15 protein-coding genes are annotated in these 16,740 nt (G+C 66.4%); 8 read left to right on the top strand and 7 right to left on the bottom strand.

Going from position 1 to position 16,740, the window contains the following annotated elements:
• Window positions 1-26 precede the first annotated feature (26 nt).
• A complete protein-coding gene (locus SARO_RS13540; protein WP_011446309.1) occupies window positions 27-278 on the top strand; it encodes an accessory factor UbiK family protein in 252 nt (83 codons plus the stop codon).
• On the opposite strand, the gene SARO_RS13535 is transcribed toward SARO_RS13540, so the two are convergent.
• Both SARO_RS13535 and SARO_RS13530 read right to left on the bottom strand, forming a co-directional pair.
• Window positions 275-1,615, bottom strand: coding sequence for a PAS domain S-box protein (locus SARO_RS13535; RefSeq protein WP_011446308.1), 1,341 nt, complete (start codon window positions 1,613-1,615; stop codon window positions 275-277). The genes SARO_RS13540 and SARO_RS13535 overlap by 4 nt on opposite strands.
• A gap of 83 nt (window positions 1,616-1,698) precedes the next feature.
• Window positions 1,699-2,907, bottom strand: coding sequence for a trans-sulfuration enzyme family protein (locus SARO_RS13530; protein ID WP_011446307.1), 1,209 nt, complete (start codon window positions 2,905-2,907; stop codon window positions 1,699-1,701).
• Between the two features lie 83 nt (window positions 2,908-2,990).
• On the opposite strand from SARO_RS13530, the gene SARO_RS13525 reads away from it, so the two are divergent.
• Window positions 2,991-4,310 carry a phospholipid carrier-dependent glycosyltransferase gene (locus SARO_RS13525; RefSeq protein ID WP_011446306.1) on the top strand — a complete coding sequence of 440 codons (1,320 nt, stop codon included), beginning with the start codon at window positions 2,991-2,993 and terminating at the stop codon, window positions 4,308-4,310.
• A 22-nt stretch (window positions 4,311-4,332) separates the two neighbouring features.
• Here SARO_RS13525 and SARO_RS13520 read toward each other — a convergent pair whose 3' ends face one another.
• From SARO_RS13520 to SARO_RS13510, 3 genes are read right to left on the bottom strand one after another with little or no spacing between them, the layout of a single operon-like run.
• The gene (locus SARO_RS13520) at window positions 4,333-5,454 is read right to left on the bottom strand and encodes a glycosyltransferase (RefSeq protein ID WP_011446305.1); all 1,122 of its coding nucleotides are present in this window, start codon (window positions 5,452-5,454) and stop codon (window positions 4,333-4,335) included.
• A gap of 12 nt (window positions 5,455-5,466) precedes the next feature.
• Window positions 5,467-6,525 carry a 3-isopropylmalate dehydrogenase gene (leuB, locus tag SARO_RS13515; protein WP_041551207.1) on the bottom strand — a complete coding sequence of 353 codons (1,059 nt, stop codon included), beginning with the start codon at window positions 6,523-6,525 and terminating at the stop codon, window positions 5,467-5,469.
• Between the two features lie 47 nt (window positions 6,526-6,572).
• Window positions 6,573-7,181, bottom strand: a complete 609-nt coding sequence (locus SARO_RS13510) for a DNA repair protein RecO (RefSeq protein ID WP_011446303.1) — start codon at window positions 7,179-7,181, stop codon at window positions 6,573-6,575.
• Between the two features lie 96 nt (window positions 7,182-7,277).
• Between SARO_RS13510 and apaG the strand changes: the two genes are divergently transcribed.
• The 3 genes from apaG (at window position 7,278) to SARO_RS13495 (ending at window position 10,527) form a co-directional block, all read left to right on the top strand.
• Window positions 7,278-7,676 carry a Co2+/Mg2+ efflux protein ApaG gene (gene apaG / locus SARO_RS13505; protein ID WP_041550389.1) on the top strand — a complete coding sequence of 133 codons (399 nt, stop codon included), beginning with the start codon at window positions 7,278-7,280 and terminating at the stop codon, window positions 7,674-7,676.
• A gap of 12 nt (window positions 7,677-7,688) precedes the next feature.
• Window positions 7,689-8,486: a LysR family transcriptional regulator gene (locus SARO_RS13500; protein ID WP_011446301.1), complete on the top strand. Its 798-nt coding sequence runs from the start codon at window positions 7,689-7,691 to the stop codon at window positions 8,484-8,486.
• A gap of 115 nt (window positions 8,487-8,601) precedes the next feature.
• Window positions 8,602-10,527 (top strand): putative bifunctional diguanylate cyclase/phosphodiesterase, encoded by a 1,926-nt coding sequence (locus SARO_RS13495; protein ID WP_011446300.1) that lies wholly within the window; start codon window positions 8,602-8,604, stop codon window positions 10,525-10,527.
• On the opposite strand, the gene SARO_RS13490 is transcribed toward SARO_RS13495, so the two are convergent.
• Window positions 10,528-11,796 (bottom strand): multidrug effflux MFS transporter, encoded by a 1,269-nt coding sequence (locus tag SARO_RS13490; RefSeq protein ID WP_041550386.1) that lies wholly within the window; start codon window positions 11,794-11,796, stop codon window positions 10,528-10,530.
• A 74-nt stretch (window positions 11,797-11,870) separates the two neighbouring features.
• Between SARO_RS13490 and dinB the strand changes: the two genes are divergently transcribed.
• Window positions 11,871-13,007, top strand: a complete 1,137-nt coding sequence (dinB, locus tag SARO_RS13485; RefSeq protein ID WP_011446298.1) for a DNA polymerase IV — start codon at window positions 11,871-11,873, stop codon at window positions 13,005-13,007.
• On the opposite strand, the gene SARO_RS13480 is transcribed toward dinB, so the two are convergent.
• A complete protein-coding gene (locus SARO_RS13480) occupies window positions 12,986-13,471 on the bottom strand; it encodes an NUDIX domain-containing protein (RefSeq protein WP_011446297.1) in 486 nt (161 codons plus the stop codon). The genes dinB and SARO_RS13480 overlap by 22 nt on opposite strands.
• 220 nt (window positions 13,472-13,691) lie before the next feature.
• Between SARO_RS13480 and SARO_RS13475 the strand changes: the two genes are divergently transcribed.
• The gene (locus SARO_RS13475) at window positions 13,692-14,495 is read left to right on the top strand and encodes a type II secretion system protein N (protein ID WP_049759400.1); all 804 of its coding nucleotides are present in this window, start codon (window positions 13,692-13,694) and stop codon (window positions 14,493-14,495) included.
• On the top strand, window positions 14,492-16,738 hold the full coding sequence (gspD, locus tag SARO_RS13470) for a type II secretion system secretin GspD (protein WP_011446295.1): 2,247 nt from the start codon (window positions 14,492-14,494) through the stop codon (window positions 16,736-16,738). Before SARO_RS13475 ends, gspD begins: the two co-directional genes overlap by 4 nt.
• The last annotated feature ends 2 nt before the right edge of the window (window positions 16,739-16,740 follow it).

The following is a 16,740-nucleotide window of genomic DNA, read 5'->3' as shown; positions in this document are numbered from 1 at the left end:
TCCGTAACGCCAACAGGACTCTGCCAATGCAAAGCGAAAACCCGCTGATCGCCGACTTCGTCAAGCTGCTGAACAGCGCCGCCGGGACGATTGCCGGCATGGGCCGCGAGGCTGGCGAGAACGCGCGCGAGAAGGCCAGGGAAGTGTTCGGCGGGCTCGACTTCGTCAGCCGCGAGGAATTTGACGCGGTCAAGGACATGGCCGCCGCCGCGCGCGAGGAAGTCGAGGCGCTCAAGGCGCGAATTGCCGCCCTCGAAGGCGCCGGGAAGGCCGGCTAACTCGAAAGGGTCCGCGCCGTCGCGCTGGTGCAGCGCAATTGCCAGCGCAGGCCTGCGGGCGCGTAGTCGAGCGTGACGTCTGCGTGGAGGCTGCGCGCCGGAATATGGCGGATGAGCGTTGTCCCGAAGCCGTGCTGCTTCGGGTCGCGCACGGCTGGGCCGCCGCTTTCGCGCCAGTCGATCTGGAAATGCCCGTCCGGTGTCTCCTCCCATGACAGCGAAACGCGGCCGGTCGGCACGCTGAGCGCCCCGTACTTGAGCGCGTTGGTTGCCAGCTCGTGCAGCGCCATGCCGATGATCTCGGCGCTGCGGGGGCTCAGGGCCAGGGACAGGCCTTGCGTCAGGACCTGTTCGCGGCTGTCGCGGCCGAGGATCGCGAGCTGGGCGTCGGCCAGCTCGTCCATCATGATCGTCGACCAACCGCGCCGCACCAGCAGGTCCTGGTTGGCAGAAAGGCTGGCGAGACGGTTCTCGAAACGGCGCAGGAACTCGGGATCGCCTCCGCCAGACCGCCGGGCCAGCGCCTGGACGACCGAGAGCAGGTTCTTCGAGCGGTGGTTCACTTCCATCAGCAGGACGCGGATCTGCTCTTCCTTCTCGAGCATCTCGGTCACGTCGGTATTGGTGCCGAACCAGTAGACGATCCCGCCATCCTCGCCCCGGATCGGCTTCGCGCGCGACAGGAACCAGCGGTAGGTCCCGTCGCGGCCGAGAAGCGGGAAGGTGTCCTCCCATTCGCGTCCCGCAGCAATGCTCTCGGCAAAATGCTCGCGCACCCGTTCGAGATGGTCGGGATGGTGCACGCGATCCCAGCCCCAGCCATCGGTCGAACCGTGCGGCACCCCGGTGTAGTCGTACCAGCGTTTGTTATACCAGCCGATGGCGCCCGTGCGGTCGGCCACCCAAGTGAGCTGCGAGATGTTGTCGGCCAGCATGCGAAAGCGGGCCTCGCTCTCGCGCAGGGCTCGCTGGCCTTCCTCGCGCGACGTGATGTCGCGGGCAATCTTGCTGGCCCCGACGATGCGGCCCGCCTTGTCGTAGACCGGCGAGACGGTGATCGAGACCGCGATCTGGACCCCGTCCTTTCGCTGCCGCATCGTGTCGAAGCTCTTCACCCGCTCGCCACGGGCGATGCGCGCGAGGATGTCGTCCTCTTCCGCCTGCCGCTCCGCCGGAATGAGGCGGCGGACGGAATGGCCGATCATCTCCGCTTCGGAGAATCCGAAGATGCGCGTGGCGGCGGGGTTCCAGCTCAGGATCGTGCCCGAGAGGTCCTTGCTTATGATCGCGTCATCAGATGATTGTATTATGGCAGAGAGATGCGCTTCGGCCAGCAATGCTGATTGCTCCGTTGCGACCCCACCCTCGTTTTTCACTTTAGGCCAAGTCTGCCACGATGCAAACGCATTGCGTCCTGAGGTTAGAGCCCGGCTTTCCGCAGTGCCTGGTCAAGATCCTCGATCAGGTCGTCCGCGTCTTCCAGGCCCACGTTGAGGCGCAGCATGCCTTCGCCAACGCCCATGTCCGCGCGAGTCTCGGGCCCGACGCCGTGATGCGTGGTCGAGGCCGGGTGGCACATGAGCGAACGCGAGTCGCCGATGTTGTTCGAGATGTCGATCAGTTGCAGCGCGTCCAGCAGTGCGTGCGCCTGGGCCCGGCCACCGTCGAGATCGAACGAGAAGATCGTCCCGCCGGCCTTCATCTGCTTTTGCGCGAGGGCATGCTGGGGGTGGCTCGGCAGGCCCGGATAGAGCAGGCGCGGCACGCGCTTCTCGACGAAGCTGGCGACCTTCAGCGCGTTCTCGCTCTGCCGGTGGATGCGCAGGTCGAGCGTTTCGAGGCCCTTGAGCACGACCCAGGCATTGAATGCGGCGATGTTCGGGCCGGTGTTGCGCTGGAACGGCAGCAGCACGTTGTTGATCCAGTCGGCCGAGCCGCAGACGGCGCCTGCCATGACGCGGCCCTGGCCGTCCATCATCTTGGTAGCCGAATAGGCAACCACGTCGGCGCCGAAGTCCATCGGGCGCTGGAGGGCGGCCGTGGCGAAGGCATTGTCGACCACGGTGGTGATGCCATGCTTTTTGGCGAGGCCGCAGACGAACTCGAGATCGACGATGTCCATCGTCGGGTTTGCCGGGCTTTCGAAGAAGAACACCTTCGTGTTGGGCCGGATCGCCGCTTCCCAGGCGGCATTGTCCGAGGCATCGATCGTCGTGCCCTGGACGCCGAAACGGGGCAGCAGGTTGTCGACGAGCCAGCGGCACGAGCCGAACGCGGCCTTGGCGGCGACGATGTGGTCGCCCGCGGAAAGCTGGCAGAGAAGGGCGGTGGTCATCGCGGCCATGCCCGTTGCCTGTGTGCGGCAAGCTTCCGCGCCTTCGAGCAGGGCGATGCGTTCTTCCAGCATCTGCACGGTCGGATTCTGCAGGCGGGAGTAGGTCATGCCTTCCGCTTCGCCGGCGAACCGCGCCGCAACGGTGGCGGCGTCGTCGTACGTGAAGCCCGAGGTGAGGAACAGCGCTTCGGATGTCTCGCCCATCTCCGAGCGCCACGTGCCCCCGCGAATCGCCTGGGTTGCGGGGCGCCACTTGCGGGTGATCGAACGGTCCTGGCCAGTCGTGCGTTTCATGGCGCTTGCCTTAGGCAGGCGCGGGTTTGCGTGCAAGCGGCGGGATTGCGGAGCGCCGGCGCGCGCCCTATCCCTGCGCGGGCATGACGCCCACCTTCCAGACCCGCCCGATCCACCACCCCGCCCGCGACCAGGATCCCGCCATGTGGTGCGCGATCATTGCGGCGGTGTTCTTCGTCGTCGTCCTCAATCGCCTTGGCATCCCGTCCAAGCCGATGTTCGACGAGATCCACTACCTGCCCGCCGCGCGCCGGCTGATCGACCTCACCGCGCGGCTGAATCCCGAACACCCGCTGGTTGGGAAGCAGTTGATCGCCTGGTCGATGGAGTGGGTCGGGGATACCCCGTTCGGCTGGCGCTTCCCTTCGGCAGTGCTGGGCGCGCTGGGACTCTGGGCAATGATGCGCGGGCTGTGGTGGGCGAGCCTTTCGCGCAGCGCGACGATCCTGTTCGGTCTGCTGCTGGCGACGGACTTCGTCTGGTTCATGATGTCGCGCATCGCGGTCCTCGACATGGCGATGGGCGGATTCATGGCGCTGGCCATGTGGCAATGGGCGCTGGCCTGGCGCAATCCCACAGGCAGAGCGGGGCGGGCGCGGCTGCACCTCGTGTTGACCGGGCTGTTCATGGGCCTTTCGCTGGGCGCCAAATGGAACGGCGTGCTGCTGCTGCCTCTGCCGGGCCTGCTGTTCGTGCTGAACCGCTGGCAATCGCTCAAGGGGCGCCGTGCCGGCCTGCTGTGGTCATCGCGCGACGCGGGACCGGTGCCGGGCGTGTCGGTGATCGAGGCTGCACTTTGGCTCGGCGTCCTGCCGGTGCTGGTCTATTTCGCCACCTTCCTGCCCGCCTTCTTCTACGAGAAGGACCCGCTCTCGGTCGGCAAGCTGATCCACTGGCAAGAGTATATGCTCGAGCTCCAGGACAGCGTGAAGAAGCCGCACACCTACATGAGCCGCTGGTGGCAGTGGATGGCGAACATCCGCCCGATCTGGTTCCTCTACGAGGTCGTCGACGGCGCGCAGCGCGGCGTTCTCATGCTGGGCAATCCGTTCACCATGCTGGCGGGCCTGCCGGCGCTGCTGTTCTGCCTGTGGGACGGGGTGAAGGGCGACCGCCTGCGTTTGCTGGTAGTTGCCGCCTATGCCCTGCTGGTGGGCTTCTGGGCAGTGAACGGCAAGCCGGTGCAATTCTACTACCACTACATGCTGGCGAGCTGCTTCCTGATGGCCGCGCTGGCGCTGGTCCTGGCGGAGTGGTGGGAGCTTGGCCTGCGCTGGCCCGCGAAAGTGACCCTGGTCCTTTCGCTGGGCCTGTTCATCGGCTTCTACCCGATCATGTCGGCCGCAAAGCTGCCACGCAAGGATTCCTACCGGGACTACACCTGGCTCGATAGTTGGAAGTAGCCTGGGGCCAGGCTCATTACGCTCAGTACTTGCCCCAGACGAACTTGCTCGACAGCGCGAAGTTCCACACCGAGGCGAGGATGATGCCGGCGATTGCCGCCGGATAGGTGTGCACCCCGATGCGGACAAGCGCGGTCGAGACGCCGATGTTCGCCAGCATGCCGAAAGCGCAGGTCGCCGCGAACTTGAGCCAGCCGCGCGTGATCGGTCCGATGCCGCGCAGGCGCTTGTCGGAGTACGTCAGTTCGTTGTTCAGCACGAAGTTGAAGGTCATCGCGGTCAGCGCGGCCAGGGTCTGGCCGACGATGAACGCCGTTTCCTTGGGGTAGTGGCTGACCTGCAGGTCGGCGCCGAAGAGGTGCAGGACCAGCGTCAGCACGGTGAGGTGCACGACCGCGCCAAGGCCGCCGACAGTGCCGAACAGGGCGAAGCGGGTGGGGATGAACCGCCCCAGCCACTTGTCGTAGAGGCCGACGAGGAATTCGAACACCACCGTGCGGTCGAGCTTGGATTCGCCCTCCAGCCGAGCCGAGAAGTTCATCGGAAACTCCTTGACCCGCAGCGGCGCATCGACCGTCGCGAGGATGTCGAGAAGGATCTTGAAGCCGACGCCGGACAGGCGGTGCGCATCGGCGCGCAGGGTCTCGCCCTTGAGCATGAAGAAGCCGCTCATCGGATCGGAAAGATCGACGCCGGTGACCTTGCGCGCGATGGAATTGGCGACGCCGGATGCCTTGACCCGGTCCGGTCGGCCCCATGCCTCGGTGCTGGCACCTTCGGCAAAGCGGCTGGCGTAGGCCACGTCGTACTCGCCGCCGGCAATCGCCTCGTACATCTGCGGCAGGAGCTTTTCGTCATGCTGCCCGTCCGCGTCCATCACCGCCACGACCGGCGCAGCGGTGGCGCACATGCCCTCGATCGCTGCCGAGGCCAGGCCGCGCCGACCGATCCGTTCGATCACGCGGATGCGCGGGTCGTCGCGGGCGATGCGCCGGGCTTCGTCGGCGGTGCCGTCGGGACTGTTGTCGTCGACAAACACGGCTTCCCATGCCAGCCCCTGAAGGGCGGCGTCGAGCCGTTGGACCATGAGCGCAATGTTCTTGCGCTCGTTGTAAGTCGGCAGGATTACGGCGAGTTGCAGCATGACGCGGGGCCCTTACAGCCTTGCAAGCACCGCGTCACCAATTTCCGTCGTACCTGCGGTTCCGCCAAGGTCGCGGCCAAGCACGCCGTCGGCCAGCGCCTTGGCAACAGCCGCCTCGATGCGGTCCGCAGCCACTTCGAGGCCGAGCGAGTGGCGCAGCAGCATGGCCGCCGAAAGGATCGTGGCCATCGGGTTCGCAAGGCCCTTGCCCGCGATGTCGGGAGCCGAGCCGTGGATCGGCTCGTACAGGCCGAACGTGCCGTATTCGGTCTCGCGTTCGCCGAGCGAGGCCGAGGCCAGGAGCCCGATCGAGCCGACGCACATCGATGCCTGGTCCGAAAGGATGTCGCCGAACAGGTTGCCGGTAACGACGACGTCGAAGTTGCCGGGAGCGCGGACGAGCTGCATCGCGGCGTTGTCGACGTACATGTGCTCGAGCGCGACTTCGGGATAGTCTTTCGCCACTTCGAGCATCACGTCGCGCCAGAGCTGGCTGGTCTCGAGGACGTTGGCCTTGTCGACCGAGCACAGGCGCTTCTTGCGGCCCATCGCGGCGCGGAACGCGACGTGGGCAATGCGGCGCACTTCGCTCTCGCTGTAGGACATGACGTCGTAGCCTTCGCGGTCGCCGTTGGCGGCGGTGCGGAAGCCCTTTTCTCCGAAGTACACGTCACCGTTCAGTTCGCGCACGATCAGCAGGTCGATCGCGCCGGCCACTTCGGGGCGCAGGGCGGAAAAGTCTTCCATGCCCTTGAACACCCGCGCGGGGCGCAGGTTGGCGAACAGCGTCAGCGCCTTGCGCAGGCCGAGGATCGCCTGTTCCGGGCGCAGGTGGCGTTCAAGCGAGTCGCAGTCGGGGTCGCCCACCGCGCCGAACAGGATGCCGTCGGAAAGACGCGCGATCTCCAGTGTCTCGGGCGGCAGCGGGTGGCCATAGGCCTTGTAGGCCGCGCCGCCGACCGGGGCTTCCTTCATCTCGATGTCGCCAAGGCCAAGTGCCTCGATCACGCGCACCGCTTCGCGCGTCACTTCGGGACCGATGCCGTCGCCCGGCAGAACCGCAATCTTCATGGAAACCCCTTCGTCCGTCTTTTCCGGCGTCTTCTTCCGGCGCGACGTCAATCGCCGCCGATGCGCTTCAGCCGATCCAGCAGAATCGCGCGGGCCGCCATAACATCGCCGGCTCGATCGGCAAGCAGGCGGTTTCCGATTGCCTTGCCCTGCCTTTCGAGCCGGGCGACCAGATCGTGCCAGGGCTCTTCCGGCGGAGGCGCGGGGGCGGCACCATACCCGACCTCGCGCAGCAGCAGCACTTCGTAGCCCGCGAGGACCCGCGCCCACCCCCGGGCAGAGGGGGCGAGGCAGATCGCGTCGAGAAGCGCGCCGAGCGAGTCGTAGAGCAGCGGATAGGGATGGCCCTCGGGCAGCGTGGCGGCAGTAAGGGCGCAGGCCCATCCGATCCCTGCGCTGGGCAAGGGTTCGGTCAGCCATGGTCCGCGGCTTGCCACCAGTTCGAGTCGCGCGGACGGCAATTGGGATGCCGCCCGGCCCCTGACCTCTGCCTCGAGAAGATTCCCCGGGATCAGCAGCGGGCGCAGCTCGCGTCCGCGCGCGCCTGCCACATAGGCGGCGGCAAGCCCGTGCTCCTCGGTCATCAGCCTCACGACGGCCCCGTGTTCGCCGTGTGGCCGGACCGAACAGAGGATGGCTGGCGCACGGATCTGCATGGCTTCGCCTCTGCTCCCGAATGGCCATGAGGGCAAGCGTGCGAAACTTGCACAACTTCGTTGGAACGAGGCGCAATGTGCGATAGTTTGGGGGACATGAAGCAGCTTTTCCAGCATGCCGCGATAACGGATGGAGTGACGGTGCGGGTCGCCGTCAGTTTCCTGCCGGAACAGTCACGCGTCGACGCCGGCAAGTGGTTCTGGGTCTATCACATCCGGATCGAGAACGATGCCGCCCAGCCGATCCAGCTTCTTTCCCGGCACTGGCGCATCACCGACGGGCGCGGGATGGTCAATTTCGTCGACGGGGACGGTGTGGTGGGCGAGCAGCCCGTGCTCCAGCCGGGGCAGTCTCACGATTATGTCTCGGGCTGCCCGCTGGGCACCCATCACGGCAGCATGGAAGGCCATTACACGATGCAGCGTGCCGATGGGGCGCTGTTCGACGTGGCGATTCCGTTCTTTCCTCTGGCGGCACCGGCTCCGGCAAACTAACGACGTCCTTCGATGAAACGGACGCACCTTCCGCTGAACGGCCTGCGCGTGCTCGATGCCGCGGCGCGCCACCTTTCGTTTACCCGCGCAGCCGACGAGCTTGCGGTCACGCCGGCGGCTGTCGGCCAGCAGATTCGCGCCCTCGAGGATTTGCTGGGCGTCGTTCTGTTCCGCCGGACGTCGAAAGGCCTGGAGCTGACCGACGAGGCGAGCGCGGGGCTTGATGCGATCCGCGAAGGCTTCCTGCGCTTCGAGGAAGGCGTGCAGGCCATGCAGGCCGGCCAGTCGAGCCACGTGTACACCATTGCGTGCCCCCGCGATTTCTTCGCTGCCTGGCTTTCGCCGAGGCTCGCCGATTTTCGCGCCGGGAACCCGCAGATGCGGTTTTCGCTGGTGGGCGGCGATGCCGACGTCGACTTTACCGAGGCGAACCTCGACCTGGCGGTGCGTTGGGCCGAGGGGCCGGGGGACCTTGAAGGCGTGTCGCTCGGTGCAGCAACCATGATCACGGTCGCCGCCCCGGATGCCGCACCGGATAGCCCGTGGATCGGCTGGCCGGGCGACCCGACGCCGGAAGGTGGCGAGGCGGGCTTTTCGGTCGGTGATGCAGGGACCGCCATCAGTGCCGCCCGTGCAGGGCTTGGCCGGGCGAACGTGCCCTTCATGCTCGCCGAAGGCCCTCTTTCGTCGGGGCGCATAGTGGCGCTTGGCGAACCGCAGGTTTCGCGGCGCGGATACTGGCTGGTCGCGCCTCCTCCGCAGTGGCGCCAGAAGAAGGTCAAGGCGCTCGTCGCCGCGCTGTCCTCCTGACATATCGGGCCTTGCCCTTACGCCCTGTTAACCCCGTCGGCGTATGGCTCTGCAAATGGCGACGGGTTCACGATTTTTCTCTACGCTCCAAAGGGGAAGGGAGCTGATTACGGACTTGGGGCTGCGCTTCTGGTCCGAATGGGAGCAGCGCGAAGGCGACGGTTTCACCAGGGCCTACGGGCACAGTCTCTCGCATCGCCTGCCGTTGCTTTACCTGGTGGTCGTGTTCGACGCCTGGCTGATGGCGTTCCGGTTCTGGGCGGTCGCGCCGCATTGGCTTGCGCTGTTCGGCCCCGTGATCCTGGGCAACTTCGCTTTGTGGCGAGCGTTGTACTGGATGCCGGGAAAGGTGTCGCGGCGCTCGCTCGGCAGGCTTCGGCGCGATCTGAAGGTCATGAGCTGGGTCGGGGCCGTGTCTGGCTTCATGTTCGCACTCTGGGTCATGGTGCTGTACCCGCTGGGGGACAGGTCGGCGCAGTCGTTCGTTCATTACATCGTCGCGGTGACCCTGTTCTCCGGCATCCTCGGGCTGGGCCATTCGCCGATGACCGCGCTGCGCATCGCGATCGCCACGACCATTCCGACCACCGGGCAGGTACTGTTCAGCGGACACCCTAACGCTGTCCCGGTCGTTCTGGTTCAGATCATCGTCACCTTCATCCTGCTCCTGATAACCAACGGGCATCATCGCGATTTCGTGCGTCTCGAGCTTTCCCGACAGCAGCTTGTCCGGCGCGAGCGCGAGGCGGCCCAGATGGCGCAGCACAACCTCCTGCAGGCCACGATCGACCCGCTGACCGGCGCGTTGAACCGTCGCGCGGTGCTGGCGCGGCTGGAGGAGGAACTGACGGCGGGCGGCAGAGGCGCAGAGCCAGCCTGGCTGGCGCTGCTCGACCTCGACGGTTTCAAGCACATCAACGACACCTATGGCCATGCGGCCGGAGACGCGGTACTGGCCGCGGTGGCGGCGCGACTCGCCGCGCTCGAACGCGTTCGCTGTTACGGCCGCCTGGGGGGCGACGAGTTTGCCGCCATCCTCGATCCCGCGTTGAGCGAAGAGGCGGTGCGCTCGCTTGCCGACGCCTTGTCCGATTCGCTGCGGGCGCCGGTCCTTCACGCGGGTGCCATTCTACGCCTGTCCGGCTCGATCGGCGTGCATCGCATCGTCGGGCGCAATGCCAGCGACTGCCTCGAGCGGGCGGACGCGGCACTGTACAAGGCCAAGGAGCAGTCCGACGGCACCGTCGTGGTATTCAGTCCCGACGATGAAGTGGCGTTGCAGGATCGCGCGGCGATCACGCGCCAGTTCAACGACAGCGACCTCGAACAGCGCCTGAAACTTGTTTACCAGCCCATTATCGACGTCGAGAGTGGCCGCACGACCGGTTTCGAGGCGTTCGTCCGGTGGAGCCCGGACGGTCAGCGCTGGCTTGCGCCCGGGCAATTCATGTCGCTTGCCGAAGCGACCGGGCGGACGGGCGAGCTTACCCGCATGGTCATGTCCCGTGCATTGGCGGAATGCCGTGCATGGGAGGATGGCCGCACCCTTTCGATCAACCTGGCCCCACGCGATGTCATGCGCGCAGGGACGGCCGATGCGCTCGCCCGCATTGCGGAGGACGCCGGCGCGCCGCCGCATTCGATCATTCTGGAAGTGACCGAACGGGCGCTGCTCGACGATCCGAGGCGCGCCGAGGACCAGCTCCGCGCCTTCCGGGCCCGTGGCTTCCGCATCGCGCTCGACGATTTCGGCGCCGGCTGGTCCAGCCTCAGTCAGGTCCACCGCCTCCCGCTCGACATGATCAAGATCGACCAGGAGCTGTCGCGCGCGCTGGTCAGCGATCCCGGTGCGAGGACTCTCGTGAGCACGATCATTTCGCTGTCATGGCAGCTCGGTATCGACTGCACGATCGAGGGCGTGGAGGAAGAGGCGCAGGCCGCCACGGCCCGCGCGCTCGGCATCCGCCTGATGCAGGGCTATTACTTCGGGCGGCCGGACGAGGCCGAGCAGGTACTGTCGAACCTCGCCCGCGTCGCCTGATCAGTGCTCCAGCACGATGGGGCGCGGCGTTCCCGGCGGGTGCAGGCGCCGGAACAGCTTGCCCTTCTCGCTGAACAGCACCAGCGCGAGGCTCAGTATCCCGCTCGCCAGCAGGGCAAGTCCCAGGGGGTGGGCGGTTCCGTCATAGGCCTGGCCCACCACGATGCCGATGATCGACCCGATGACCATGCGCAGGAACGCATGCATCGAATTGGCCGTGCCTGCGGTGCGCGCAAAGGGCTGCAACGCGATCGAGCCGAAGTTCGCGCCGATGAACCCGATGAGGATCATGTTGGCGATCATCAGCGGCATGAACTGCCACAGTGTTTCGTCCGGGCGGCTGGAGAACCAGGCCTGCAGCGCGCTCACGCAGATGAACAGGATCACGGCGGTGTGCGAAACCCGCCGCGCGCCGAACCGCTCGACGATGCGCGAGTTCGAGAAGTTCGCCACCGCCATCATCAGCGCGGAGAAGCCGAACAGCACCGGGAACATCTTGCCCGCGCCAAAATGCTCGCCCACGAGCTGCTGCGAGCAGTTCACGTAGCCGATCATCGCGCCGAACGTCAGCGCGCCGCCCAGAACATAGCCGATGGCCGACCGGTTCGTCGCCGCGCCCAGCATGTTGATCGCGATCGAGGCAGGGCGGATCGGCTGGCGATATTCGGGATGCAGCGTCTCTGGCAGGCGCACGGCCACCCACACGCCCATCGCCAGCGCCATCACCGCCAGGAACACGAAGATCCACCGCCACCCGGCAAACAGCAGGACGACCTGCCCGATGCTTGGTGCCAGCATCGGCACGACGAGGAACACGACCGAGATGATCGACATCTGCTTGGCCATCTGGTCGCCGGCAAAGCGGTCGCGGATGATCGTGCCGGGCAGCACGGCGAGCCCGCCGCAGCCCACCGCTTGAAGCACGCGCATGCCCAGCAGCATGTCGAATGTCGTCGCCAGCGCGCAGGCCAGCGAGAACAGGATATAGAGCCCGATGCAGCTCAGCAGCACCGGCCGCCGCCCGTAGCGGTCGGCCAGCGAACCCGGCACCAGCGAGGCGAAGCCCGAGGCAAGCAGGAACGTGCCGACGACAAGCTGGCGCTCGTTCGGATCGGTCACGGCAAGTTCGCGGGCAATGTCGCCCAGCGCCGGCAGCATCGAATCGACCGCGAGCGCCTGGAGCGCCATGACAAGCGCCATCATCGCGATGGTTTCGCGCTCCCCCATGAAGCGCGCGCTTGTCGAGGTGTTTGAATTGTTAGCGTTCATAACTGCCATTTGAACTAGTTCGCACGCGAATCCCACCCTTTATGTTGCAATGCGAAACGGGTTAGCATCGCGAAATGGACCCTCGATCGGCAGATGGCGAACCGGATCGCAGCGCGACCGGGCTGCGCAAGGTCATCCATGTCGACATGGACGCCTTCTTCGCCAGCGTCGAGCAACGCGACAATCCGGACCTGCGCGGAAAGCCGGTCGCGGTCGGCGGTTCCTCCGGGCGCGGGGTCGTTGCCGCGGCAAGTTACGAGGCCCGCAAGTTCGGCGTACGATCGGCTATGCCTTCGGCGAGGGCCATCGTGCTGTGTCCCGACCTGATCTTCTGCAGGCCGCGATTCGATGTCTATCGCTCCGTTTCCCAGCAGATCCGCGCCATCTTCCTCGACTACACGCCCCACGTCGAACCCCTGTCGCTCGACGAGGCCTATCTCGACGTGACCGATGACGTGCGCGGCATCGGTTCCGCCACGCGGATCGCCGAACTCATCCGCCGGCGGATCAAGGCCGACACCGGGCTGACCGCCAGTGCCGGTGTGTCCTACAACAAGTTCCTCGCCAAGATCGCGAGCGACCAGAACAAGCCCGACGGCATGTGCGTGATCCGGCCCGGCGAGGGCGCGCAGTTCGTCGCCAGCCTTCCGGTGCGGCGCTTCCACGGCATCGGACCGCGCGGTGCGGAAAAGATGGCGGCGCTCGGGATAGAGACGGGCGCGGATCTGCGTGCCAGGGACCTGCCTTTCCTGCGCCAGCATTTCGGCAGCCTCGCGGACTATCTCTACCGGGCGGTGCGGGGCATCGACCTGCGCCAGGTGAAGGCCGACAGGCCGCGCAAGTCGGTCGGCGCGGAGCGGACGTTCGAGCGTGACATTTCGTCCGGCCCGGCCTTGCGCGAAACGCTGGAGCGCATCCTGGAGATCGTGTGGGATCGGATCGAGCGCAGCGGGGCCAGCGGTCGGACGGTCACCCTCAAGATGAAATTCAACGACTTCACCCCAATTACCCGTGCCCGCTCCCTGCCGCGCCCGATCGCAGACAAGGAGGAATTTGCCCGGCTGTCGCGTGAACTGCTCGATGCGCAACTGCCGCTTGCCAAGCCGATCAGGCTGATGGGGCTGACGCTGTCCGCTCTCGAGGGCGAGGAGCCGGAAGAGGCCGAGGACGGTCCCTCCGGCGCAGCGCTTCAAGCAGAACTGCCCTTCTGATGGTCGAGCCATCGCGCGATCATGGCGCGGGCTGCCTCACTGGTGCGCTCGGGCAGTGCGTCGGTGGGAAAGAACCGGGCTTCCTCGATTTCACGCGCGTCGGCAAAGGGTTGATGTGCCGTTGTGCCGGCGATCAGTTCAATCGCGTTGGTCCAGCCATTGCGATCCAGCACCACTGTGCCTAGCCGAACCGGGCGGATGAGCGCGCAGTGCGTCTCTTCCAGCAGTTCGCGCGCGGCAGCCTGCGCGGCATCCTCGCTCTTGCCGAGCCCGCCGCCCGGCAGCATCCAGATATCGCGCGCATGATAGCTGTGCCGGACCAGCAGGATTTCGCCTTGCGGGTTCGCGGCGATCACATTGCACCCGCGCACGACCTTCTTCGTGGCGCGCCACCATTGGAGGCGCAGGCGGTGGGCAAGGCGCAAGGCCATCCTGTGAAGCGGGGCGGGCAGAAAGCCTGACATCGCCCGATGATGGACTGCGCGGGCCGGCGTGTCACTGCCCGGGGCGAGGGTTGCGGGCTATTGCCAAGTCATTGTCATACTACGGTAGCAATCGGCTGCTTGAGGAGCGCATGGATCGAGTGCCGACGCCGTTTGTGAATCTGCGTCAGGCGGGTATGCCTGTTGGACGGAGGGTTGAACGCGCGTGAGATTCGGGGGGACAAAGCTGACCTTGCCGGGGATGCGACCGGTCCTGCCGCCGTTGCATGAACTGCTGTGGTGGATGCTTGCCGGTGTGATCGCCCTGCTTGGCGCAGCGCTGTTCTGGGCAATCGTCACGCCCGTATCCCCGCTTGGCCAATGGCGCCCCGCTGGTGCCCGTATCATGCCGCAAACAGCCCGCGCTGCCTTGTTCGCCAGCCTTGATCCCTTCAATCGTACCCAGCCCCAGGCGGCTTCCGCCGCTGCTGCCGGGTCGGTCACTTCCCTTGCGCTGACCCTTTTCGCGACGCGCGCCACACCGGGCGGGGGTGGCAGCGCGATCATTGCCGGGGCGGACGGGGTGCAACAGGTCTATCGCATCGGTGCCGAAGTGCAGCCGGGCGTGACGCTTGCGGCGGTCGCCTTCGACCACGTCGAGCTTTCCCGAAATGGCGCGCGAGAACTTCTATATCTGGACCAGTCCGCGCCCGCGCCCAGCGCGCAGCGCGTGGTCGCGGCAAACCCCGTCGCGGCACCCGTTGCAACGGCGGCCGGTTCGGGCGGCATCAACGTGGATGCGGCGCGCCGGGGCATCAATTTCGGGCCACGAGCCGAAGGAGGCCGCGTGGTCGGGCTCGAAGTCCTGTCGGCGGGCGACGGTGCGGTCTTCCGTGCAGCCGGTTTTCAGCCCGGCGACGTCATCACCGCTGTCGACGGCAAGCCGGTGGGCGGCGCCGGCGATGCTGCAATGCTTGCCGGCGCACTGCGTCCCGGCGCTTCGATCTCGGTCACCGTCAGGCGCGGCGACCGGCAACTTCCTCTCGCGATCACATTGGCACCATGAAACTGCGCACGCTTTTCGGCCCCCGGATGCTTCTCGGCGCCGCCGCACTTGCCCTTGCTGTCCCACAGGCGGCTCTGGCCCAATACACCCTCAACGTGCGCGAGGCCGACATTCGCGCCTTCGTTGCCGATGCCGCAGAGGTCACCGGGCGCACGTTCATCGTCGACAGCCGCGTGCAGGCAAAGATCAGCGTGGTCTCGGACCGGCCGTTGAGCCGCTCGGAATACTTCGAGGTCTTCCTTTCCACCTTGCGCGCCAACGGCCTCGTTGCCGTGCCGACCGGCAATGGCGCATTCCGCATCCAGCCCGCGGAAGGCGCGGCCACCAATCCCACTCGCATCGGCAGCCGAGGCGCGGCGCAGAGCCAGATGGTGACCGAGGTCGTCCGACTGCGGACCATCGATGCCGCCCAGGCGGTCGAAACCCTGCGCCCGCTCGTCAGCAAGGAAGGCGCGATCACCGCGAACAAGGCGGGCAATTCGCTGGTCATCGTCGACTATGCCGACAATCTGCGCCGCATTCGTGCGCTGCTCGGCGATATCGACCGCGACAGCACGACGACCCAGACCGTCATCCTCGAACATGCCGGTGCGCGCGAAATCGCCACTGCGCTTACCCAGCTCGTCCCCGCAGGTGCCGAAGGCGCGCGGGCGCTGGCAACTGTCGTTGCCGTCGACAGCGCGAACGCGGTGCTGATGCGCGGCGATGGCTCGACGTTGTCGCGCCTCTCCGCGATGGCTCGGCAGCTTGATGCCAAGGCCGCGCTGGGTGGCGAAATCAAGGTCGTCTGGCTCGATTATGCCGATTCGGCCGCGCTCGTGCCGGTGCTGGAACGGCTGATCGGCGGGCAGGGCGGCGGCGAAGTGGCTTCGGCCAGCGCCGCGCCCATCTCGCTCGGCGGGGTTGGCAGCAACGCGACCTCGACGGCGGGAACGCAGGGCAGCACCGGCCAGGCCGCGTCGACCGGCGGCTCCTCGACCAGCCCGATCGGCGCTACCTCGGGCGGGCTCGGCAATGGGCCGATCAAGCTGGCGAACGGACGCGGGACCGCCACGATCACGCGTTATCCGGGTGCCAACGCGATCATCATCGCCGCCCCCGCCGACGAGCAGCGTCGCCTCAGCGAACTGATCCGCCAGCTCGACCTTCCGCAGGAACAGGTTCTGGTAGAGGCGATCATCGTCGAGATCTCGAACGACGTGGCGAAGGAATTGGGCGTCCAGATGCTGTTCGGCGGCAAGAACATGCCCTTTGCCGTCACCAACTATTCCAACAGTTCGCCCAACATCATCGACATCGCGGGTGGGCTGCTGGCTGACAACCTCAACCAGACCACGACCGTGGTGAATGGCGATACCGTCACCACCACGACCAACAGCACGGCGGGCGATCTCCTGCGCGAGAATGCGGCAAGCAAGCTCCTGTCCGCGCGCGGGGCCTATACCGGTTTCCTCACCGAGCTGTCCAAGGACACTTATCTCGGCGCGATCATCAACGCGGTGCAGACCGACAAGAACTCGAACATCCTGTCGACGCCGCACATCACCACCAACAACAACGTTCCCGCCTCGATCCTGTTCGGGCAGGAAATCCCTGTGTCGACCGGCGAGGCCCTCTCGGGCGGCAATTTCAGCGACACTTTCCGCACGATCCAGCGCCAGAACGTCGGCATCGAACTGGACGTGACGCCGCAGATCAATGCCAGCAACATGATCCGGCTGGACCTGCGCCAGGAAGTCAGCTCCATCGCCGGGACCGTGTCGAAGACCTCGAACGAACTCATCGTCAACAAGCGCGAGATCAAGACCACCGTCACCGTGGGCGACCGCGAGATCGTCGCCCTCGGCGGCCTGCTCGACGACAACGAGCAGCGCACCTTGCAGAAGGTGCCGCTCCTCGGCGACATTCCCATCCTGGGCGAGGCGTTCAAGTCGCGCGCGCGCAGCCGGGTGAAGACCAACCTCATGGTGTTCATCCGCCCGACCATCCTGCGCAATGCCGCCGACCGCCAGGCTCTTGCCGCGCGGCGCTATGGCGTGGTGCGCGATGCGCAGGTCAAGTTCGATTCCAAGCGTGAACCGACCATCGACGATCTGATCGTCGACTACATGGGCGCCACCTTGCCGGTCGCTCCTTCCGCCGAGGTCGCGGTGGTAGCGCCGGGCGATACGGTCGTGCGCCCAAGGGCTGCCGCGACGCCGCTCGAACCCGCCGAACTCCCGCCCAGCAGCGCGCGGAACTGACA

Origin of the sequence: Novosphingobium aromaticivorans DSM 12444, from assembly GCF_000013325.1 — a bacterium.
In the GTDB taxonomy this organism is placed as follows: Bacteria; Pseudomonadota; Alphaproteobacteria; order Sphingomonadales; family Sphingomonadaceae; genus Novosphingobium; species Novosphingobium aromaticivorans.
Note: the sequence above shows the minus strand (reverse complement) of the source record. Positions and strands in the feature narration are given on the sequence as shown.